At 43.2% G+C, this 21,492-nt stretch carries 19 protein-coding genes and 1 tRNA gene; 13 read left to right on the top strand and 7 right to left on the bottom strand.

All coding sequences use genetic code 11. The annotated features are described in order from the left end of the window. The first annotated feature begins 226 nt into the window (after window positions 1-226). The 4 genes from A0256_11250 to A0256_11235 all read left to right on the top strand — a co-directional run bounded on the left by A0256_11250 (window position 227) and on the right by A0256_11235 (window position 3,837). Window positions 227-1,384, top strand: coding sequence for a homogentisate 1,2-dioxygenase (locus A0256_11250; protein ID AMR31957.1), 1,158 nt, complete (start codon window positions 227-229; stop codon window positions 1,382-1,384). A gap of 59 nt (window positions 1,385-1,443) precedes the next feature. Further along, a complete protein-coding gene (locus A0256_11245) occupies window positions 1,444-2,568 on the top strand; it encodes a 4-hydroxyphenylpyruvate dioxygenase (protein ID AMR31956.1) in 1,125 nt (374 codons plus the stop codon). 185 nt (window positions 2,569-2,753) lie between these two features. Then, the gene (locus A0256_11240) at window positions 2,754-3,251 is read left to right on the top strand and encodes a TspO protein (protein ID AMR31955.1); all 498 of its coding nucleotides are present in this window, start codon (window positions 2,754-2,756) and stop codon (window positions 3,249-3,251) included. A 46-nt stretch (window positions 3,252-3,297) separates the two neighbouring features. Next, complete coding sequence (locus A0256_11235) at window positions 3,298-3,837, top strand: hypothetical protein (protein AMR31954.1); 540 nt, start codon at window positions 3,298-3,300, stop codon at window positions 3,835-3,837. 123 nt (window positions 3,838-3,960) lie between these two features. Here A0256_11235 and A0256_11230 read toward each other — a convergent pair whose 3' ends face one another. Further along, window positions 3,961-6,357, bottom strand: a complete 2,397-nt coding sequence (locus tag A0256_11230) for a hypothetical protein (protein ID AMR31953.1) — start codon at window positions 6,355-6,357, stop codon at window positions 3,961-3,963. Here A0256_11230 and A0256_11225 point away from each other — a divergent pair. From A0256_11225 to A0256_11215, 3 genes are all read left to right on the top strand, one after another. After that, complete coding sequence (locus A0256_11225) at window positions 6,348-7,097, top strand: RNA methyltransferase (GenBank protein AMR31952.1); 750 nt, start codon at window positions 6,348-6,350, stop codon at window positions 7,095-7,097. The genes A0256_11230 and A0256_11225 overlap by 10 nt on opposite strands. A 46-nt stretch (window positions 7,098-7,143) precedes the next feature. After that, window positions 7,144-7,214 (top strand) — tRNA-Cys (locus A0256_11220). A gap of 33 nt (window positions 7,215-7,247) precedes the next feature. Next, the gene (locus A0256_11215; protein ID AMR31951.1) at window positions 7,248-7,421 is read left to right on the top strand and encodes a spore protein; all 174 of its coding nucleotides are present in this window, start codon (window positions 7,248-7,250) and stop codon (window positions 7,419-7,421) included. 146 nt (window positions 7,422-7,567) lie between these two features. Here the strand turns inward: A0256_11215 and A0256_11210 are convergent, their stop codons facing one another. Next, window positions 7,568-8,638, bottom strand: coding sequence for a dihydroorotate dehydrogenase (locus tag A0256_11210; protein ID AMR31950.1), 1,071 nt, complete (start codon window positions 8,636-8,638; stop codon window positions 7,568-7,570). Window positions 8,639-8,732: 94 nt separating this feature from the next. Here A0256_11210 and A0256_11205 point away from each other — a divergent pair, with 94 nt between their 5' ends. From A0256_11205 to A0256_11185, 5 genes are all read left to right on the top strand, one after another. Then, window positions 8,733-9,497 (top strand): lysophospholipase, encoded by a 765-nt coding sequence (locus tag A0256_11205; protein ID AMR31949.1) that lies wholly within the window; start codon window positions 8,733-8,735, stop codon window positions 9,495-9,497. Between the two features lie 127 nt (window positions 9,498-9,624). After that, complete coding sequence (locus A0256_11200; GenBank protein ID AMR34515.1) at window positions 9,625-11,553, top strand: ABC transporter ATP-binding protein; 1,929 nt, start codon at window positions 9,625-9,627, stop codon at window positions 11,551-11,553. Between the two features lie 314 nt (window positions 11,554-11,867). Then, entirely contained in the window at window positions 11,868-13,112 is a 1,245-nt protein-coding gene (locus tag A0256_11195) for a hypothetical protein (GenBank protein AMR34514.1), read from the top strand. A gap of 264 nt (window positions 13,113-13,376) precedes the next feature. Continuing rightward, complete coding sequence (locus tag A0256_11190; GenBank protein AMR31948.1) at window positions 13,377-13,901, top strand: acyl-CoA thioesterase; 525 nt, start codon at window positions 13,377-13,379, stop codon at window positions 13,899-13,901. Window positions 13,902-13,948: 47 nt separating this feature from the next. Next, entirely contained in the window at window positions 13,949-14,467 is a 519-nt protein-coding gene (locus A0256_11185) for an RNase III inhibitor (protein AMR31947.1), read from the top strand. A 2-nt stretch (window positions 14,468-14,469) separates the two neighbouring features. Here the strand turns inward: A0256_11185 and A0256_11180 are convergent, their stop codons facing one another. The 3 genes from A0256_11180 to A0256_11170 form a co-directional block, all read right to left on the bottom strand. Next, window positions 14,470-14,877 (bottom strand): ubiquinol-cytochrome C reductase, encoded by a 408-nt coding sequence (locus A0256_11180; GenBank protein ID AMR31946.1) that lies wholly within the window; start codon window positions 14,875-14,877, stop codon window positions 14,470-14,472. A 70-nt stretch (window positions 14,878-14,947) separates the two neighbouring features. Further along, window positions 14,948-15,139, bottom strand: coding sequence for a hypothetical protein (locus A0256_11175; protein AMR31945.1), 192 nt, complete (start codon window positions 15,137-15,139; stop codon window positions 14,948-14,950). Window positions 15,140-15,227: 88 nt separating this feature from the next. Then, window positions 15,228-16,250 (bottom strand): DNA polymerase III subunit delta, encoded by a 1,023-nt coding sequence (locus A0256_11170; protein AMR31944.1) that lies wholly within the window; start codon window positions 16,248-16,250, stop codon window positions 15,228-15,230. 107 nt (window positions 16,251-16,357) lie between these two features. Between A0256_11170 and A0256_11165 the strand changes: the two genes are divergently transcribed. Continuing rightward, window positions 16,358-16,816 carry a restriction endonuclease subunit R gene (locus A0256_11165; protein AMR31943.1) on the top strand — a complete coding sequence of 153 codons (459 nt, stop codon included), beginning with the start codon at window positions 16,358-16,360 and terminating at the stop codon, window positions 16,814-16,816. Here A0256_11165 and A0256_11160 read toward each other — a convergent pair whose 3' ends face one another. Further along, on the bottom strand, window positions 16,817-18,625 hold the full coding sequence (locus tag A0256_11160) for a hypothetical protein (GenBank protein AMR31942.1): 1,809 nt from the start codon (window positions 18,623-18,625) through the stop codon (window positions 16,817-16,819). 102 nt (window positions 18,626-18,727) lie between these two features. After that, window positions 18,728-21,424: a valine--tRNA ligase gene (locus A0256_11155; GenBank protein AMR31941.1), complete on the bottom strand. Its 2,697-nt coding sequence runs from the start codon at window positions 21,422-21,424 to the stop codon at window positions 18,728-18,730. Window positions 21,425-21,492: the final 68 nt, after the last annotated feature.

Below are 21,492 nucleotides of genomic sequence, written 5' to 3'. Positions count from 1 at the left end.
CGCTGGGCCTCACTTCCATGAGTGATGCTTCATCCTTTCGGGATGCCGTGCTTGCTACCGCCGTTTTAGCGCAATATTAGTTAAGATTAGCATAGTTATGAGGTTGGAAGAGTTGTAGTTCAAGAAATTACAATTACTGCTGGCAGGTCTCCTGCAGCTCCGGATCTATCAACCTTTTTAACTCCTTCTATATTTAATCCGTTTAGTACCCTCTAAAACTAAATACATGCCTATTTACCATACTTTGGGAAGTATTCCGCCTAAGCGGCATACCCAATTTCGTAAGCCGGATGGCAGCCTTTATGCAGAAGAGCTGGTTTCCACAGAAGGTTTTTCAAGCTTATACTCGCTGGTTTATCACGCTTACCCGCCTACCATAGTAAAAGCGCTGGGCGAGCCATATGCTGTTGAGCCCAAAATTGCCCGGGAAAAGCATTTGAAGCATACCAGCCTCATTGGTTTTAACATTGAGCCGGTTGATGATTACCTGGAAAGCCGCAAACCAGTACTCGTTAACAGCGATCTGCATATATCCCTTGCGGCGCCGCGCCAAAGCATGACCAACTATTTTTACAAGAATAGCCAGGCCGATGAGGTGATTTTTATCCACGTAGGCACCGGTACATTAAAAACCGGCTTCGGCAACATCAAGTTTGCCTATGGCGATTACCTGGTGATACCACGGGGAACTATTTACCAACTGGAATTTGATACAACCGACAACCGCCTGTTTATAGTAGAAAGCTTTAGCCCTATCCGTTCGCCCAAACGCTACCGAAATGCCTACGGGCAGTTGATGGAGCATTCGCCGTATTGTGAACGGGATATCCGCAAACCTTCAGATTTAAAAACATACGACGAAAAAGGCGACTTTAAGATCCTCATTAAAAAGCAGGGACTTATTTATCCCTACACTTACGGTACCCATCCATTCGATTTTATTGGCTGGGACGGTTTCCATTATCCATGGGCCATGTCTATCCATGATTTTGAACCGATAACCGGGCGGTTGCATCAGCCCCCGCCGGTGCACCAGACTTTTGAGGGCAACAACTTTGTGATCTGCTCTTTTGTGCCCAGAAAATTTGACTACCACCCGCTATCTATCCCCGCTCCATACAACCATAGCAATATAGATAGCGACGAGGTATTGTACTATGTAGATGGCGATTTTATGAGCCGAAAAAGCGTGGTAAAAGGGCAGATTACCCTGCACCCCGGCGGCATTCCCCATGGCCCGGCACCGGGTTCGGTAGAGAAATCCATCGGCAAGGAGTTTACAGATGAACTGGCCGTAATGATAGACCCCTTCCGCCCGCTGATGCTGACGGAGGATGCAGTAAAGATAGAGGACGAAAATTATTATAAAAGCTGGGTGATGTGAGGTTAAGATCTTTTAAATACCCAATACCTCGATAATTCACTCGATCAAAAAATGAAACAATGCAAACATTAACATTAGATAAAAAACCAACTACAACAGATTTCTTACCCTTAAACGGCACAGATTATGTTGAATTTTATGTAGGTAATGCCAAGCAGGCTGCCCACTATTATAAAACCGCTTTCGGCTTTCAGGATCTGGCGTACGCCGGTCCGGAAACAGGCATTCGCGACAAGGCTTCTTACGTGCTGCAGCAGGGCAAGATCCGCTTAGTATTAACCACGCCGCTGCATTCAGACCATCCAATTGCAGAGCATATTAAAAAGCATGGCGACGGTGTAAAGATGCTTGCGCTTTGGGTGGATGATGCTTATGATGCTTTTAAACAAACGGTAGCCCGCGGTGCCGAGCCTTATCAGCAACCGCAAACCATTACCGACGAATTTGGAGAGGTGCGCACCAGCGGCATTAAGTTATACGGGGAAACCGTACATTTATTTGTGGAACGTAAGAATTACCACGGCGCTTTTTTACCCGGCTATAAAGCTAAGCAAACTACCTATCAGCCACCCGTTGCTGGGCTGCTTTATGTGGACCATTGCGTGGGTAATGTAGGCTGGCATAAAATGGACCAATGGGTGAATTTTTACGAGGATATTATGGGCTTCCGCAACATCCTTACATTTGATGACAAGATGATCTCTACCGAATACTCTGCTTTGATGAGTAAGGTGATGAGTAACGGAAACGGCTATGTGAAGTTCCCGATAAACGAGCCGGCAGAGGGCAAAAAGAAAAGCCAGATAGAAGAATACCTGGAGTATTATGAAGGCGAAGGCGTGCAGCATATGGCACTGGCAACCGGCGATATCGTCAAAACCGTTACCGATCTTCAAAGCCGGGGCGTAGAGTTTCTCACCGTACCCACCACTTATTATGATGAACTTACCGACCGTGTAGGCCACATAGACGAAGACCTGGAGCCGTTAAAACAGTTAGGCATCCTGGTAGATCGTGACGACGAAGGTTACCTCCTCCAGATCTTTACTAAACCAGTGGAAGACAGGCCTACGCTGTTCTTCGAGATCATCCAGCGTAAAGGAGCAAAATCATTTGGCGCCGGTAATTTTAAAGCCCTTTTTGAAGCGATTGAAAGGGAACAAGAGTTACGGGGAAATCTATAATTGCCGTATAAAACACTTAAGTTGGACTTTATAATTTGGCCGGGCGGTTGTCCGGCCTTTTGTTAGCTTATTACTTTGTGGATTTGATACGTTTAAAAGTAACTGCCTAAAAGACGATGATTTTAAAAAAACAGCTGTCCTAAAGCAAAATAAACACTTAAATTGCGATTCCGTTAAAAGCCAGTATGCCAACTAACCAAGACCATAAAAAACTTCAACCTGTTCCACTTAGCATTAGTGTGGCCATAACGCTGGCTATCGGGGTAATTGCTTCCCTATTCACCCGCCCGGAGATCAAAACTTGGTATATCACCCTTCAAAAACCATCCTTCACTCCGCCTAACTGGCTGTTTCCGGTGGCGTGGACTACTCTTTACATCCTCATTGCTATTGCTGCTTACCTGGTTTGGAAGCACCGCGACCAGTCAGGTGTTTATAAAACAACGGTGGGCATTTATGTACTGCAGTTAGCGCTTAATTTTTCCTGGTCGATAGTGTTTTTTGGCATGCACCAGATTCTTGGAGGCCTCATCATCATCATTTTGCTGTTGGTATTTATTATCCTGAACATTGCCTGGTTTAGCCGCTTTAACAAGCTGGCCGCTTGGCTGCTGGTACCCTACCTCATATGGGTGAGCTATGCGTCACTGCTCAACTTCAGTATTTATATGCTTAACAAGTGATAGAAAAAACAGTATTTTTATTGCAGGTTTTATCGGCCACCACATAATGAAAAAAATATTTTTATCCTGCTGCCTGTTTTTAATTGCAACAACTTTTGCCCTTGCAGATACCATTACCATAAAGCACTTTGTTGTTAAAGAAAACCCTTTTGCCAAAGATGAAGTAGCGATTGTTGCGGTTGATACCGGCAAAAATATCCAGGAAAGTGTAAACGGTATTTTCACCTTCACGATAAACGGATTTGTTGAGACTTTAAAATTTGAAAAGGGAACTGCGTTCTATCGCCACAAACTGGAAAAATCGAGCTTTATTTTTGCCCGCCATCACAACGATGAAGGCACAACATCCATGCTGTATTACGTTTACCGCCATGACAGTAAACTAACCCCGGTAAAAATTAGCTGGATACTATTATTAGCTATCCCACTGGGGCTGGTACTAATTGGCTACCTGTTCAAACGCTTCATCATCATTGCGCTGATCATCTTCTGTATCTTCCTATACTTTAACTATCACAATGGCCTAAGTATGCCTACCTTTTTCCAAAGCGTAATAGACGGATTGAAGGGGATGTTTAACAGTTAGCGGTTAGAGGTTAGCGGAAAATGCAAGGCTAATCGCTCTGTTTCAAAATTCCGAATTTTATTGAATTCTTTAAAGTTGGGGCTTAGGCAAAATCACTCCTCCAATAACTCACTCCTTCAAAAATTAAAATGGCAAGCCGATACCAAAGTTTAGCTGCATAAAATTATAGCTATCCCCAACAAAGGTTTTGTTACCCTCGGGGCCTGTAGTCCCGGTGCTGTTGGCACGCAGGTAATTTGCTTTAAAACTACCAGCCTTAAATAGCTCGTTGGCATGTTTGATCAATACCCACTGATCTGACCCTGTAAACTGGGGATCCTTAAATTTGAAAGCCATGTCCAGACGGAAAACAAAGAAGCTTAGATCGAAGCGCAGGCCTGTTCCTATGCCTATGGCAGTCGACTGCCACAAATTATTCAACCTGAATTCTCCATTAGGATTATCGGTTGTTTTATGCAGGCGCCAAACGTTACCCAGATCAGTAAACAAGGCTCCTTTAAGCTTGGTTCCAAAAAAATTATCAAGTAACTTATAACGATACTCCAGGTTGGCCACCATCTTAATCTCACCAAACTGATCGAGGTATTTTAACCGGGAGCGGGTTGTAGTATCATCGATACCATAGCTGGCGCGATTAAACTGACCGGGCCCAAGTGTGCGTGGCAACCAGGCGCGCATATCATTTGCTCCGCCTGCGTAGAAATTCTTCTCAAAAATCAGTTGATTACTGTTTCCATAAGGTATACCAATACCTGGGTTAAATCTGAAAATAAATTGTTTCTCCCCACCCAAACTGCGGTATAAACGGTAGTCGATCTCAGTTTTTACGTATTGCGAAAACGCCTCCCCAAAAATGGTTCGTTGGCCAAGAGAATCTCTGCGCGTATTAAAAGCCTTGCTTACCAGATTTAAAAACCCTCCCCCCAAATCCAGGCTTCCTCTGAAGTAGTAAAAATCTTCAAAGGTATTTAGCTTGATGGTGTTGTATTGAAACGTATACTGACTACCGGAAGTAAAAGTTGTGCGGCCGATGAGGTACACGTAACTGTAACGGTTGGCGCCCAACAGCAGCGATTTAGCTACCGGATCAATGGTACCCTTGGAAAACTCGATATTGATAGGCGTGATAGAGTGTTGCTTGGTAGGCGTATCAAAAAAGTCATAGGTAATAGAATTTATCCAACTTGTACGCTGCACAAGTCCCTTTTGGTAAAAAAGCGTGTAGTTGGTTGCAAAAGTTGTGTGCGGCACTCCATATTTGGCCAGATTAGGAAAATCGAAAGGTGCTACAATTCTTGGGTAAATCAAACCGATGCCCGCCTTGAATTCCTGGTTTTGGATACCCTTATTGTCTCCGGCATTACGGCCGCTATCAAACAAGATACTCCAGTTTATCTTCACCTGTAAAGCGGCAGCCTGTTTAAATATATTTCGGTTAGTAAAGGTATTACCAAGATTGTAACCATAACGGCCCCCATTAAACAGGAACTCCGCCTCTACACGGTCAGACATTTGTTTGAGCGGGATGATATCGAGTGTGGTGTTGAGCCGGTTGGTACTGTCTGAAAGTTTTGTGTAACCCGGACTCGGCACGTTTCGAAAAACATTCAGCTCTGAAAGGCGGCTTGTCGTAAGCGTTTGATTGTCGATGTTAAACAGCTGCCCTTTTCTCTGAAAAATGTAATCCGTCGCCGTTTTAGGCCTGAACCTGCCCGAATAATCTACAAACCTGAACTGTGAATCAACCTGTATGGTATCTGCCTTGCCCACTTTCCGGCCATTACTTTTAGCTATAGTTATCAGTGTGTTATTGATGGTATAGGTTGGATGCGCGGCCTTACCATCGGGATTATCAATGATCATCACCAGGTCCACCACGCTTTTATTGAAACTCGAATCGGGTTCGAAGTTGATGTACTGCCTATAGAAGTCAAAGTAGCCGTTACGCTTCATTACGGTAAAAAACTGATCGCGGTCATAGGCCAGGCTATCGGTATCAAACCTGCTGCCGGGGTTTACATGGGAAAAAGCAGGCTTATTTTTTCTGTAGAGGGCTTTTACAGCCGGGTCGGCAATACTATCCCGATAGTTGCGGACGTGAAATAAAGGCCCTTGTGTTGCTGTAAAGATAAGTTGTGCTTTTTGATTTTTAATGGCGATAGAATCTGCCACCGTAGCTTTCAGATAACCCTTGTTCTGAAGAAATTTCTGAATCTGTAAGCGGGAAAATTCAACCAGGGGGCTGTCTAATATAGCTGGGGCTTCACCTATATTCCGTTTACCTTTCTTGCTGAAAGTGTAGTAAAATTGCAGGTTTAACCAATTATTGGGTTGTTGCTCTTTATCAACATAATTTAAGGCGGCTTCAGAAAACTCCTTGTCTATGTCCTTTAAAGTTACCTGTCGCACAATAGCCTGGTTTTTTTTTATTCCGCGCGTAACACTGCAGCTGGAAATAATAACCATCAAAATACTTAATATTGCAAGGCGGTAAATTCCGGGTGTTAAATATGCTTTCAAAATCTCAGATCAGTTTACTAACGTCCTTACAACATAAAAAGTTTCGCCGGGAAAATGGATTGTTTTTGGTTGAAGGCTACAAATCAATTATAGAATTTCTTGACTCTCCTTACCTTATCCACACCATTTATCATACGCCGGATATCGCCTCAAAATTGCTTAATTTATCCCGAAAAATAAATTTTCAGGAAATTTCATTAAGCGAGCTGCAAAAAGTAAGCACCCTGAAAAATCCGGCCGACGCAATTGCTGCCGTTAATATACCGCAATGGGCCGGTTTAAGTGATAAGGATCTGAAAAATAAGTTCACTTTGGTACTGGATGGCGTACAGGATCCAGGCAATATGGGGACCATTATCCGCACCGCCGACTGGTTTGGCATCACCAATATCATCTGCAGCGAAGATACAGTGGATGTTTACAACCCAAAAGTTGTGCAAGCCACTATGGGCAGCCTGGCGCGAATGAATATCAACTACACCGATTTGCGGGAAGTGCTGAAATCGGTCAACCTGCCGGTGTATGGTGCGCTGCTGAATGGGAAAAGCATTTACGAAACGAATTTTGGTGCTGAAGGCGTGTTAGTTATGGGTAATGAAGGCAACGGCATCCGCCCCGAAATTGAGCAGCTGATTACGAATGCCATTACCATACCGCGCATTGGCGGGGCCGAATCTTTAAATGTTGCCATAGCAACAGCGATATTTTGTTCAGAAATTGCAGGAAAATCCTCTAAATAAAATTGATTGACAAATATTATTTACTATTTTTGCAGTCCTTAAAAAAGGTCGGATGGCCGAGTGGCTAGGCAGAGGTCTGCAAAACCTCCTACAGCGGTTCGAATCCGCTTCCGACCTCAGGGTTAAAAAATTATTATAAAATAAAAGATCATGGGCGTTACTCGTTTAAAAAGAAAAGATAGAAGAAACAAAACTTTCTCTCGTTTAGAAGTACAATTTTTGAAATTAGCTACTAACATTGAATTAGGCAGCCGTTCTGCAGAGAAAAAAGATAGCCAGATAGCAAAAAACAATGCTGTATTAGCTATCGCGTCAGCGAAATAATTCTATCTGTTAAAAAGAGTTTAAGAGGTGTACCCATTGATTGGTACGCCTTTTTTTGTTTGGAAAGATTTAAGTGAAGATGCTATACTTTGCTTTGTTAAACCAACAGTTATAATAGTCCCCATATTAGCAATGTGTTCCCAAGACTATTTCGATAACGCTTGGGATCGATCTATTGGCTCCCAAGATAAAATCCTCATCAAGATTCTCTTTATTAATCCCGGTCCCTCATAGATAAAACCGGTATAAAGCTGCACCAGCGACGCTCCCGCCTGCAATTTTTCTACTGCATCTTCAGCTGAATGAATGCCCCCCACTCCTATTATCGGGAATGCCCCATCTGACACTTTATGCAAATAACTGATTACTTCTGTAGATCTTTGGGTGAGTGGCTTGCCACTCAATCCGCCAGTTTCATTCTTATGCGGGGAGCTAAGGCCATCTCTGCTGATAGTGGTATTAGTCGCTATTAAACCAGCTATCCCGGTTTGCTTTACAATATCGGCAATATCGTCCAACTGCTCGTTCGTAAGATCCGGGGCTATTTTCAAAAGGATAGGCCTGCTAATGCCGTTTTTTTGATTGCGTTGTTGTAAAGTATTTAAAATATTCATCAGCGGCCCTTTTTCCTGCAATTCCCTAAGTCCAGGGGTATTGGGAGAACTCACGTTTACCACAAAATAATCAACCACATCAAATAACCGGTCGAAGCATTTAATGTAATCGCTTACAGCATCCTCATTGGGAGTGACTTTGTTTTTGCCAATATTACCGCCAATTATCAAAGCTTCTTCACCATTTTTTAGTGATTTTCGGTATGCATCTATACGTTTTGCGGCCACATCTACACCAAGGTTATTAAAACCCATCCGGTTAATCAGCGCCTCATCCGCCGGTAAGCGAAACATACGCGGTTTATCATTACCTGGCTGTGGCAATGGAGTTACTGTGCCAATCTCTACAAAACCAAAACCAAGGTTGCCCATTTCGGCAATCAGCTCTGCGTTTTTATCAAAGCCGGCGGCCAGGCCTACCGGGTTTTTAAACTTTAAGCCAAAAACTTCTTTTTCCAGTCGCAAATCATCAAGGCTCCAGATAGCTTTGCTTAGCGCAGTGCCACCCGGCATTTTATTAAAGCGTTTTAAATTACGCGTAACCGCGTAATGGATATTCTCCGGGTCGAACTTAAATAGTAAGGGCTTAAGCAATTGATACATGCCGCGAATTTACCGTTTTTAATAATTTACTATTCAACATCAGTAAGAATAATGTAATTTAGGTGCTGCCTATTTCAGCATATTTTTACAACTGATGAAGAATATTCTAATAAACTCCCGTCGTAAATTCCTTAGAACTGTAAGTATCGGTACCGTTGCTACCTTAACCTTGCCGCAAATAGTGACCGCAGCGGTTGGTCATTCGGCCGGTAAAAAAGTAACATTGGATGATAACGATATTATTTTATTTCAGGGGGATTCTATCACCGACTGGGGGCGTGATAAAAGCAAAAGCAAAGCAAATGATCCCGGTGCTTTGGGTAACGGCTATGTAATTCATACCGCGGGGGCACTGCTAACCAAGTATCCGCACAAAAATTTACAACTTTTTAATAAAGGCATCAGCGGCAATAAAGTATATCAACTGGCTGAACGCTGGGATACCGATTGTATTGCGCTTAAACCTACTCTGGTAAGCATCCACATTGGCGTAAACGATTTTTGGCATACGCTTACCGGTGGTTACAAAGGAACCATTGAAACCTATATAGCCGACTATAAAAAGCTTATGGAGCGCACCAAACAGGCCCTGCCAGGTGTTAAATTTGTAATCGGCGAACCGTTTGCCGTGAAAGGCGTACGCGCTGTTGACGATAAATGGTATCCCGGATTTGATGCCTACCGCCAGGCGGCAAAAAATATAGCCACTGAATACGGCGCACCGTTTATTCCCTACCAGGCCATTTTTGATAAGGCCCTTGAAACCGCTCCAGGCAGCTATTGGACAACAGACGGCGTGCACCCGAGCATTGCAGGTGCAAAATTGATGGCAGAAGGATGGATGCAAACGGTTAAGTAAGCTAAAAGCAGAAAGACGAAAGCGGGATCAATTACCTGCGCTAAAGAAAAGCGCCGAATTTGACCGTCCAAAAAGCTTTGTGCTTTGGGCTTTAAGCTTTAAACGCAAAAGCGTATCTTTGCGGCAAATGATCGCTATAAATAACCTTACGTTTGAGATTGGTGCGCGGGCGCTGTATGATGAAGCCAATTGGCATATAAAACCGGGAGAAAAAATTGGCCTTATCGGTGCCAATGGTACCGGTAAAACTACGCTGCTCAAGATCATCGTAGGGGATTATAAGCCTACATCAGGTACCATATCCATGGCGAAGGACCTTACCATGGGTTACCTTAATCAGGATCTGCTCTCTTACTCATCCGATAAAAATATTGTGCATGTTGCTATGGAGGCCTTTGAACGCCAAAACCAGCTGCATGATGAGATAGAAGTGCTGTTGAAGAAACTGGAAACAGATTACTCAGAGGATCTGCTGCACAAACTTAGCGACAAACAGCACGAGTTTGAATTGCTTGACGGTTATAATATTGAATATAAAGCACACGAAATTTTAGCGGGCTTAGGTTTTAGCGAGGCTGAATGTGAGCGCAAACTGAGCACCTTTTCCGGTGGATGGCGCATGCGCGTTATGCTGGCCAAGATCCTGCTGCAGGCACCAGATATTTTGTTGTTGGATGAGCCTACCAACCACCTTGACTTACCCTCCATACAATGGCTGGAAGATTATTTAAAGGCATTTAACGGCGCAATTATCATCGTATCGCACGATAGGTGGTTCCTGGATAAAGTAATTAACCGTACGGTAGAATCCCGTAAAGGCAAGCTGAACGTATACGCAGGTAATTACACTTTTTATTTAGAGGAAAAAGCTTTGCGCTCCGAAATCCAACGCGGAGAGTTTAAAAACCAACAATCAAAAATAAAGCAGGAAGAGCGTTTGATAGAGCGTTTCCGTGCAAAGGCTTCCAAAGCGAAAATGGCACAATCACGCATTAAGATGCTGGATAAAATGGAGCGTGTTGATGATGTGGATGATGATAACCCGGAAGTTAACTTCAGCTTTAAATTCAGCAGGCAATCCGGCAGGCACGTGGTTACCATGGAGCATATCACCAAAAAATATCCAACCATTGATATTTTGGATGATGCGGAAGCGATAATTGAAAAAGGTGATAAAATTGCTTTGATAGGTGCCAACGGTAAGGGTAAATCAACTTTATTGCGTATTGTAGCAGGTGCAGATACGGAATACGAAGGCACCGCCCAAACCGGCCATAACGTTACCCAAACATTTTTTGCCCAGCACCAGCTGGAATCTCTTCACCTGGAACACCAGATATTACAGGAGTTGCAGGCATTTGCTCCCAAACAGACTGATACGGAACTTCGCTCGATACTAGGATCGTTCCTCTTTACCGGAGACGATGTATTTAAAAAGATCAAAGTATTATCGGGTGGTGAAAAATCCCGCGTGGCACTTGCTAAAGCGCTGACCGCTGATGCCAACTTTCTGGTACTGGATGAGCCTACGAATCACCTGGACATGGCTTCGGTAAATATTCTGATCCAGGCTTTGGACCAATATGAAGGCACTGTGATCGTAGTATCCCACGATAGGTATTTCCTGGATAATGTTGCCAACAAGATCTGGTTCATCGAGGATCAAAAGATCAAGCAATACCCGGGCACTTATGCCGAATACGACGAATGGAACGCAAAACGCAAACTGGAGCCAAAAGCTGCTGCGCCTGCACCTCAGCCTAAAAAGGAAGAGAAGAAAGAAGTAGCACCTGTAAAGCAAAACCAGCCGGGCGATAACAAGCACCAGCAATTAAAAAAGCTAAACCAGGATTTGAGTAAACTGGAAGAACAAATCGCCGCTATTGAAAAAGAAATAAAAGCGATGGAAGCCCAATTAGCCGACAATAAGATATTTAATCAGGCCGAAAAAATGAAGCAGATCAATAACAATTATCAGCTTAAAAAAATGGAACTTGGCAAAAACCAGCAACTTTGGGAAGCGCTTGCCGAGCAGATCATGGAACTGGAAGCATAACCCGCACACATCATCCTTGATGAGATATTTTAAATAGTCATCCATTGCGAAAGCGCTGGATGATTTTTTTTTGCACCACTTTGTATTGATTACCCTATGCTGCTTAAGCAAAAATAGTCTGCTAGCGGTATCGTTTGCGTTAAGCCATTCACTTTGCTATCTTGTGAGCTGTTAAAACTTCTGCCACATTACACTAAAGTTCGCTGATGAAAAAACATCCCGATTTGTTGCTACTGCTGCATGCCATCCCAGTTCACCTACTGGGTGATCGTTTAGTTCCCCGCAATGGCGGACGGAGAATTTGGTTGATCATAATGGCTTGCTTTATTGGTTTTATCTCAAAAAGCGCTTTCGCCCAAACACCGTATGGAAATAACATTTACAGCCCATCCATAAAAAGTGTAGAATTTTATAAAGTGGACAGCCGGGCCTCAGCTTTCCCGGCAATTGCATTGAACAGCGATGAACAGGTTACATTGGGTTTTGATGATCTGAAGGGCGGCAGTCGTAATTTGTCGTACACTATCGAGCATTGCGATGCCAGCTGGAACTCCTCTAACCTGTCGCCTGCAGAGTATCTCCAAAGCTTTACGGACGACAGGATCTTTACTTACACGTATTCTACCGCCACTTTTCAAAAATACACCCACTATGAGATCAAGCTTCCCAACCAAAACATTGCGCCAAAAATAGCCGGCAACTACGTACTAAAGGTTTATGAGGACGGCGATGTTAAAAAAATGATCCTTACCCGGCGGCTGTACGTGGTGGGTAACAAGGTGTCCATAGGCGGCACCATTGCCTCATCTAATATTGTTTCGGCAAGGCGCACCAATCAAAAGGTAAATTTTACGGTGAACTATGGTAGTTTAAACGTCCAGAATCCTAACCGGGATATGCGAGTGCTGGTCATGCAAAATGCACGGCCCGAGACAGGTGTTATGAACAATGTGCCTACTTACATCCGCGGTACGCAGCTGGTTTATAATGATGTTAATATCAACGATTTCGCAGGCCTAAATGAGTTCAGGCACTTTGATACGCGCTCGTTAAAATTAAATTCTGAGCGTATATCAAAAATCTATCGCGACACTGCAAATACGATTGTATTATTAGGCGATCCAAGCCGAAACCTGCCCAACTACACGCTCCTTTACGACAATGATGGTAAGTATTATGTAATTAATCAGGATGGCCGTGACAGCCGCATTGATGCCGATTACGCGCACATGTATTTCAACCTCGGTACCAATAAAACCGGGGCAGACGGCGCACCCTACATTATCGGCCAGTTTAATGATTATAAAATTGATGAGAACAGCCGTCTGCAATATGATGACCGCGGCCGGTTTTTCACTAATCTGTTCCTGAAACAAGGCGTATATGATTATATGTATGTCTGGGTAGATAAGAATACGAAAAAAGCTGACGACACCGCGTTGGAAGGCAATTATTTTGAGACCGAGAATGAATACCAATTGCTGGTTTACTATCGCCCGGCCGGTGCCCGCTGGGAAGAGCTGGTAGGATACAGCATGCTAACTACCGTTAGGCCATAGATTCTTGATGTTTGCTTCTAAACCAAAGGCAAGTGAGGAGGAGCAGATGATCACAGCGCTTTGGCCTGGTATCACTACCTCCTGTTAGGACAATGGGTAATTATATATAGCGGTAATTTAAAATCAGCTGGATAACTAAAATCCAAAAATTACTGGATGCTGCACTTCCAATATGTTATTATCCGTGATCTAAGTACAATAACCTGAGATAGATAAAACTGCCAAATCTCCGAAACTTTGCCCCTAAAAACTATCTTTGCAAATATGAACGGAAAAGCGCCTAAAGAATCATTCACTATTATGAACGAGTTGGTTTTGCCCAACGATACCAACACATTCAATAATTTAATGGGCGGGCGCTTACTGCATTGGATGGATATTGCAGCTGCTATATCGGCACAAAAGCACTGCAACCGGGTAGTGGTAACCGCATCTGTAGATAATGTTTCTTTTCACCACCCTATTAAACTGGGAGATGTAATTACCATAGAAGCTAAAGTAACCCGGGCGTTTACTACTTCTGTAGAAGTGCGGATGGATGTTTTTGCCGAGAATATACCCTCAGGCACCAGGCATAAAAGCAATGAGGCCTACTATACATTTGTAGCGTTAGACCCGGACGGTAAAACCATCCCGGTGCCCCCGATATTTCCCGAAACGGATCTTGAAACCGAACTCTATGAAGGTGCACTGCGCCGCAGGCAGTTACGGCTGGTTTTAGGCGGACGGATGAAGCCCGCTGACGCCACGGAACTGAAAGCGATATTTTTTGATTCGGAGCAGCAGTAATTTGCGCTTTTTGTAAAACAGGCTACAACCGGTCCGGTTATTAATTTATGGACAAGCGCATAAAGCTACAACAGGGCGACATCACCAAATTAAACACAGATGCCATTGTAAACGCCGCAAACAGCAGCCTTTTGGGCGGCGGAGGCGTTGATGGAGCCATTCACCGCGCAGGCGGCAGGCAAATTTTAGAGGAGTGTATCAAAATAGTGGACAGGCAGGGCGGATGTAGAACTGGCAATGCGGTGATCACCACCGGCGGCAAGCTCCCCGCGAAATATGTTATCCATACGGTTGGCCCCATTTGGAATGCCGGAAAAAGTAAAGAAGAAGAACTGCTCGCCAGTTGTTACAAAAACAGCCTGGCACTAGCAGTTAAAAACAATGTCAAATCGATTGCTTTCCCAAATATTAGCACAGGCGTGTACCGCTTTCCTAAACAGCTTGCTGCAGAAATAGCTGTAAAAACGGTAGGGGAATTCCTGGCGGAAAATCAATCCATAGAAGAAGTTATTTTCATCTGCTTTGATGACAAAAACCTTTCCATATATCAAAAATTACTGGGCTGATATTACAATGCAGCCAACTCGAGGATCCTATCGAATTCTTCGCGTTTTAAAGCCATTACAGATAGGCGCCCCTGCCTAACCAGGCCGATATCTTTTAGGCGCTCGTCGGCTTTTATTTGCTCAAGGGTAACAGGCTTTTTAAGACCTTCCACCGGTTCAAGATCCACTACCACCCAGTTTGGGTCTTCAGTAGTAGGGTCCTGGTAAAAAGCTTTTACAACGCGTGCAATCCCTACAATTTCTTTCCCTTCATTACTGTGGTACCACATTACCAAATCACCTACCCCCATTAGCTTGAGGTTATTGCGCGCCTGGTAATTGCGCACGCCATCCCAAAAGGTACGGCCCTCTTTATTAAATTGTTCCCAGCTGTATTTTACGGGTTCGGATTTTACAAGCCAATGCTGCATTCGTAGTGATTTTAGTAGGCGGCAAAAATGATAAAAAGGCAGTAAAGTAAGAAATGATTCTGGGCAATGACTATTTAAGATCGCGCTTGATGAACTTGTGATACAGATATTCCGCGTAACCTACGCTTATATAGTCTGGAAATTTCCAGGAGGGGTAATACTTTTTCTTTATAAATTTTAGTATGCTAAAAAATATCACACCAAATATCAGCGCAAATGCGATAATCAGTAAAGCAATCCCGATCGTGTAAGCTCCGTCCATAATTTCACATATTGTTATAAACTACCGTCTTACGGATAAGCCTAACAAATAGTTGTTACGAATGCGATCAATAAGATTAAAGAAAAGCTTAGTGCAGTATCTTGAACATCAATTCGCGCAGGAGCCCTCCGTGGCCGGTGTTTGATTCCACCCCTTTGCTTTTCAAATCGTATTCGCGAAGGCAGCTGATCACCTGGAATGTTTTACCAAGATTATAACCTCTTGCCGCCTGCTCATAGTCTTTTAAGAAATATGGGCTCACCCCCAATTCACGTGCTAGATTTTGAGGAGATTTATCTTTAACATAATGATAAGCCAGTACCTTTGTAAAGAAGTTGTTTAGGTTACCCAATACCAGCACAATGGGATTGGCCTTGGGGTTGGCTTCAAAATAATTAACAATTTGGTTTACCTTAAAAGCATCCTTTTTGACGATGGCCGATTGCAGTTCAAAAACATTATACTCTTTGCTGATACCAATATTATCGTGGATCTGCTGTAGGGTTATCTCCTCTCCCGGGCTAACGTTTAACATCAGCTTATCCAGTTCATTGGCTATTTTGGAAAGATCATTACCTAAGTATTCTGAAAGCATGGCGGATGCCTGCCCGTTGATGCGATAATTTTTGGCGGTAATATACCCTTCTATCCAGCCGGGAATCTTGCTGTCATACAAAGCCGACGACTCGAAAATCAGTCCTTTTTTATCAATGGCTTTGTAAGTCTTTTTGCGCTTATCAAACTTGCCATACTTATAGCAAAATACCAGGATGGTGCTGGGCAATGGGTTTTCGAGATAAGCCAAAAGCGGATTAATGCCTTTTTTATCATCATCATCACGGCCCCACTTCATATCCTGTGCCTCTTTTACCATTACCACCTGGTAATCGCTCATCATGGGGTAGCGTTTGGCAGCGTTTATTGCCGTCATGATATCGGTATCCTTACCATATAACACGGTTTGGTTAAAACCCTTTTCCGCATCAGACAGCACCTGGTGCTCTATGTAATTGCTCACCAGATCGATAAAATAAGGCTCTTCGCCATGCAGCAAGTACAGCGGCTTAAATTTACGAGCCTTAAGGTCTTTGATGATTTCAGGAGCAGTCATTATCTAAGTCAAAATTAAGACTTCAAAAGTAAAAACACGTTGTTTGTGGAAAGATAAACGTGTGTATTAACTGCCTTTTAAATTTTGATTTCTACTTTTGGATTAACATGGATCTGCTGCTGCCGTTAAACCTCCCGCCCTACCCTTTTAAATTAACTGATGAGAACGGGCAGTTGAGCATATTTGACGTATTACGCAAACGGAAAATTATCTTAACACCCGAGGAATGGGTGCGCCAGCATTTTGTACAGTACCTCATCAAACAAAAGCACTATCCAAGATCGCTGATTAAACTGGAAGGCGGGCTGAAACTGCATGGTATGGCCAAACGAACTGATATCGTCGTGTTTAATTCAGCGGGCGAAAAAATCTTATTGGTAGAATGTAAAGCCCCTGCTGTTGCCATAACCCAAGCCACGTTTGACCAGGCAGCCAGGTACAATATGGTACATAAGGTAAAGCTATTGGTGGTAACCAACGGCCTGCAGCATTACTATTGCAGCATCAATTTCGGCGTTGAAAATTATCACTTTCTAGAAGAACTTCCTTCCTACAAGGATTTATAATCATATGATCTTAGCTGAAACCAGGATTTGAATTTTCTCCATCAGCTCATCCGGTTTAAATGGCTTTGCTACATAATCATTCATACCGGCATCAGTTACCTGGTTTTTAATATCAAACAATGCAGAAGCAGTAAGTGCTATGATCGGCACCCGGGATTTTGCAGGATCCGGCATCTTACGGATTTCTATAGCAGCATCAAAACCGTTCATTACCGGCATTTGCAAGTCCATTAAAATGATATCAAAGTTCCCGTATTGCATAATTTCAACCGCCCGCTCGCCATTTTCGGCAATGGTGGGCACTATTTGCCATTTGGAAAATAGCTTCTTCATCAGCATTACATTTACCTGGTTGTCTTCCGCAATTAATACGCGAAGATTTGCGGAGCCAAAAATGGGTGTTTGCGGGGCAGATTGCGGCAATTGCTGTTTTTGAACAGGCAGAGCTGCGGCCTCGGTGGCTACGGGAAACTCCATGTTAAACGAGAACTCAGAGCCTTCGCCCACCACACTTACTACTTCCATTTGTAATCCTTGCAGTTCCAGCAATCTTTTTATGATAGCCAACCCTAGCCCGGTTCCGCCATACTGCCGTGTTGTGGTGATAGACTCCTGTGTAAATGGCTCAAAAATACGTTCTAAGTTTTCCTTCTTAATTCCTATGCCCGTATCCTTTACAGAAAAGCTTACCGTAATGTTATTGTGCCTGTCCTCAATACAAGTTACCCTTACTCCAACACCGCCTGCAGAAGTAAACTTGATGGCGTTACTGGTAAGGTTAAAAATGATCTGGGTTAAACGGGTGGGGTCGCCAAAGATAACTTTACGTCTCAGCGCGCTATCTATATCCAGATTAAATAGTAACCCTTTCTCTTCGGCCTTGATCATCTGCCCACCGCATATATTGTGCAGCAGATCTGCCAGGTTAAATTTTATTTTTTCGAAAACGATCTTACCTGACTCGATCTTGTTAAAATCAAGTACATCATTCACAATAGCTAGCAGGTTATTAGCAGAAAACTTTAAAATATTCAGGTTCTCACTCTGATCCGTTCGGGGGGTGTTCATCATCAGCAGGTTCGTCATCCCGATAACGGCGTTCAACGGTGTGCGGATCTCATGTGACATCGTAGACAAAAACTCCGACTGTACCTGCGATGATTTTTCGGCCTTTGCTATCGCTTTTTCAAATTTAATATTGAGCGCTGCCTGCTCTTCGCTGGTATCTTTAAGCTGTTTTATGTTTTTGAGGAACGCCGTATAAAAGTGACTATGGATAAAAATGATCAGCATAAAATTGGCAAATACACCAATAATGATTGTCGCCTGATCTACTTTTTCGGGCTTGAAATTAATGTAATAGTTATGATCATAAACCATAACCAGGAAAACCAATACCGGCAACAGATTAAGGAGCGAGTAAAACATTCCCCAATTAAGGCCGAGCATATAAAAGCTGAATACAATTACCAGGATAATAACCTGTATTACAATGATATCCACATCCTGCATAACTATAAACACCATAGAAAGATTTACTATGCTGCCGATAATTAACAGGATATGCGATATATTTCGCCAATGCGGTTTAAAGGTTAAATACTTAAACAGAGCTGCTACGCAAAACATCAATACAGCTGATGTAGCCGAAAGCAGCGGAAGGCCCTGCAGGTACACGCTTATAAATAGCGCACCCAGCGCTATAAAAACTAAAGCAAAACCATAGTAAAGCAAACGTATTCGGGCCTGATCCAGGATCGACTGGTCTCTTGAGAGTATTTTATAGATTGAAAAATTGAAAAACTCCACGTTTGTTTAACAGGATTGGATTACTGGATTGTAAAAAGTTTCGGCGCCTTAATATACTTATATAAAACCCTGTATAAGGTTAGCAGCCCTTACCTTTTACAATTAGCAGGCCAGTCCGTGCAAGTTATCCGCTACGGTTTTAAGCTTTGATTCCGCATCGGCCTTTTTCTTCAATTCGTTTTCTATTATTTCGGGTTTGGCGTTGGCCATAAAGCGTTCGTTATTCAATTTTCCGTCAACAGCCCTCAGGAAACCTAAAAGATAATCCTGTTCTTTTTTAAGCCGCTCGCATTCTGCTTCAAGATCAATTTCTATATTTAATGCAACGTAAAACTCGTCGGTACCGGCAATAAAATTCACCGCGTTATTCAGCGCTTCATCAACAATCGTAAACTCATCAATATTCCCCAGATGTTTAATTATAGGTTGATATCTATTATATCCAATTACTGAATTTACTTTTATAGCAAGTGGCAAAGCATCCTTCGGCGATAGCTGTTTTGTATTTCGAACATTGCGCACCTGCTGAATGATCTGCTGAATGACTTCTATTTCAGCAATTAACTGAGAATTTATTTGCCCACTTGAGGGCAATTGCGCAACAATACAGCAATCCAAATCATCACGCAGTCCGAAAAGCTCATCATGCCATAACTCCTCGGTTAGGAAAGGCATAAACGGGTGAAGCACTTTCAAGATATTTTGAAAAAAACCGACTGTTGCTGCATAGGTGGCAGCATCTATCGTTTGTTTTTCTGCCCCTGGTTTATAAACAGGTTTTACCATTTCCAGGTACCAGGCACAGTAATCGTCCCATACCAATTTATAGGTAGCCATCAGCGCTTCAGATAAACGATATTGTTTAAAGTCGTCTTCAATTTGTACCAACGCCTGGTTAAAACGGCTCTCAAACCATTCAATCGCTATCTGATTGGTATTTGGCAGGCTTTCATCAACCGCCCAGCCCTGTATCAGTTTAAAGGCATTCCAAATTTTGTTGGCAAAGTTGCGGCCCTGTTCACAGTAACTTTCATCAAACATCAAATCGTTCCCGGCAGGTGAACATAACAGCATCCCCACACGTACACCATCTGCGCCATACTTTTCAATCAGATCAAGGGGATCGGGAGAATTACCGAGAGATTTAGACATTTTACGGCCCTGTTTGTCTCTTACAATACCCGTTAAATATACGTTGGTAAATGGCTTTTGGCCACGGAGCTCATGCCCGGCCATGATCATCCTGGCTACCCAAAAGAATAAGATCTCCGGAGCGGTAACCAAATCATTTGTAGGATAGTAATAGTTAATCTCGGCATTATCCGGGTTCCGTACACCGTCAAACACTGATACAGGCCATAACCAGGAAGAGAACCAGGTATCTACCACGTCTTCATCCTGGCGCAAATCTTCCAGCGTAAGTTCTTCATTTATCTTTTTCGCCTCTTCAAGCGCTTCTTCCTTAGTTTTACCAACTACATGCTGGCCATTGGGCAGGTAATAAGCTGGAATCTGCTGCCCCCACCATAACTGGCGACTGATGTTCCAATCGCGCACGTTCTCCATCCAGTGGCGGTACGTGTTAATGAATTTCTCCGGAATCAGTTTAACTTCTCCGTTTAAAACATAATCCAACGCCGGTTTAGCCATTTCCTGCATTTTCAAAAACCACTGCATGGATAGCTTTGGCTCAATAACGGCATTGGTACGTTCAGAAAAACCTATCTGGGATGTGTAATCTTCCGTTTTAGCCAACGCCCCGGCTTCTTCCAGCAATACGGCAATTTCTTTACGTGCAGAAAAACGATCAACCCCTACCAGGATTTCCGCTTTTTCGTTCAGTGTACCATCATCACTTAATATATCGATGATCTGTAAGTTATGTTTCTGGCCCAGTTCATAATCGTTCAAATCATGCGCCGGTGTTACTTTTAAACAGCCTGTACCAAAATCCATTGTTACATATTCATCCAGAATTACCGGAATCTCCCTGTTGATAAGTGGTATAAATACTTTTTTACCATGCAGGTGCAGGTACCGCTCATCGTTCGGGTTAACGCATATAGCGGCATCTGCCATAATGGTTTCCGGGCGGGTGGTCGCTACTGTTACGTATTTAGTATCACGTATCAAGTCGTTAGATTCACCGGCAGCTTCATTTACCCCATCTTGATACTTGATACCTGATACTTGATACTTAATATAATAGAGTTTCTGGTTTACCTCCTTACGGATAACCTCCTCGTCAGATACGGCAGTTTTGCCCTGCGGATCCCAGTTTACCATGCGTACGCCACGATATATCAGGCCCTTTTTGTACAGGCGGATAAAAATATCGTTTACCGATTCGCTCATATCGGCATCCATCGTAAACTTAGTACGTTCCCAATCGCAGGAAGCACCAAGTTTTTTCAACTGTTCCAGTATAATACCCCCGTATTTTTCTTTCCATTCCCAGGCATAGCTCAGAAATTCTTCGCGGGTAAGGTCTTTTTTATCGATGCCACGTTCTTTCAGCATAGCAACTACTTTAGCTTCGGTAGCAATGCTGGCATGATCTGTTCCCGGTACCCAGCAGGCATTTTTGCCTTTCATACGGGCACGGCGGATAAGTACATCCTGTATGGTATTGTTGAGCATATGCCCCATATGCAGCACTCCGGTAACGTTTGGCGGGGGGATCACAATGGTGTAAGGTTCACGCTCATCAGGAACGGAACGGAAAAAATTGTGTTTCAACCAGTAACCGTACCACTTTTCTTCGGCTTCTTTTGGGGAATATGTTTTAGCAATGATCATAGCCAGCAAAAATAACTATTTGCGCCAAATTGTTAAGGCTTAATACCGATTGAGTTTTCCGAAAATTT

This window comes from Mucilaginibacter sp. PAMC 26640 (assembly GCA_001596135.1).
Taxonomy (GTDB): domain Bacteria; phylum Bacteroidota; class Bacteroidia; order Sphingobacteriales; family Sphingobacteriaceae; genus Mucilaginibacter.
Note: the sequence above shows the minus strand (reverse complement) of the source record. Positions and strands in the feature narration are given on the sequence as shown.

What these genes read in the sequence shown, in the direction of transcription:
- A0256_11170 (AMR31944.1), bottom strand. Translation starts at nt 16,250, where the DNA reads ATGACTGCTCCTGAAATCATCAAAGACCTTAAGGCTCGTAAATTTAAG.
- A0256_11180 (AMR31946.1), bottom strand. Translation starts at nt 14,877, where the DNA reads ATGCAGCATTGGCTTGTAAAATCCGAACCCGTAAAATACAGCTGGGAA.
- A0256_11250 (AMR31957.1), top strand. Translation starts at nt 227, where the DNA reads ATGCCTATTTACCATACTTTGGGAAGTATTCCGCCTAAGCGGCATACC.
- A0256_11240 (AMR31955.1), top strand. Translation starts at nt 2,754, where the DNA reads ATGCCAACTAACCAAGACCATAAAAAACTTCAACCTGTTCCACTTAGC.
- A0256_11175 (AMR31945.1), bottom strand. Translation starts at nt 15,139, where the DNA reads ATGGACGGAGCTTACACGATCGGGATTGCTTTACTGATTATCGCATTT.
- A0256_11210 (AMR31950.1), bottom strand. Translation starts at nt 8,638, where the DNA reads ATGTATCAATTGCTTAAGCCCTTACTATTTAAGTTCGACCCGGAGAAT.
- A0256_11215 (AMR31951.1), top strand. Translation starts at nt 7,248, where the DNA reads ATGGGCGTTACTCGTTTAAAAAGAAAAGATAGAAGAAACAAAACTTTC.
- A0256_11190 (AMR31948.1), top strand. Translation starts at nt 13,377, where the DNA reads ATGAACGGAAAAGCGCCTAAAGAATCATTCACTATTATGAACGAGTTG.
- A0256_11235 (AMR31954.1), top strand. Translation starts at nt 3,298, where the DNA reads ATGAAAAAAATATTTTTATCCTGCTGCCTGTTTTTAATTGCAACAACT.
- A0256_11225 (AMR31952.1), top strand. Translation starts at nt 6,348, where the DNA reads ATGCTTTCAAAATCTCAGATCAGTTTACTAACGTCCTTACAACATAAA.
- A0256_11200 (AMR34515.1), top strand. Translation starts at nt 9,625, where the DNA reads ATGATCGCTATAAATAACCTTACGTTTGAGATTGGTGCGCGGGCGCTG.
- A0256_11195 (AMR34514.1), top strand. Translation starts at nt 11,868, where the DNA reads ATGGCTTGCTTTATTGGTTTTATCTCAAAAAGCGCTTTCGCCCAAACA.
- A0256_11155 (AMR31941.1), bottom strand. Translation starts at nt 21,424, where the DNA reads ATGATCATTGCTAAAACATATTCCCCAAAAGAAGCCGAAGAAAAGTGG.
- A0256_11245 (AMR31956.1), top strand. Translation starts at nt 1,444, where the DNA reads ATGCAAACATTAACATTAGATAAAAAACCAACTACAACAGATTTCTTA.
- A0256_11205 (AMR31949.1), top strand. Translation starts at nt 8,733, where the DNA reads ATGAAGAATATTCTAATAAACTCCCGTCGTAAATTCCTTAGAACTGTA.
- A0256_11185 (AMR31947.1), top strand. Translation starts at nt 13,949, where the DNA reads ATGGACAAGCGCATAAAGCTACAACAGGGCGACATCACCAAATTAAAC.
- A0256_11165 (AMR31943.1), top strand. Translation starts at nt 16,358, where the DNA reads ATGGATCTGCTGCTGCCGTTAAACCTCCCGCCCTACCCTTTTAAATTA.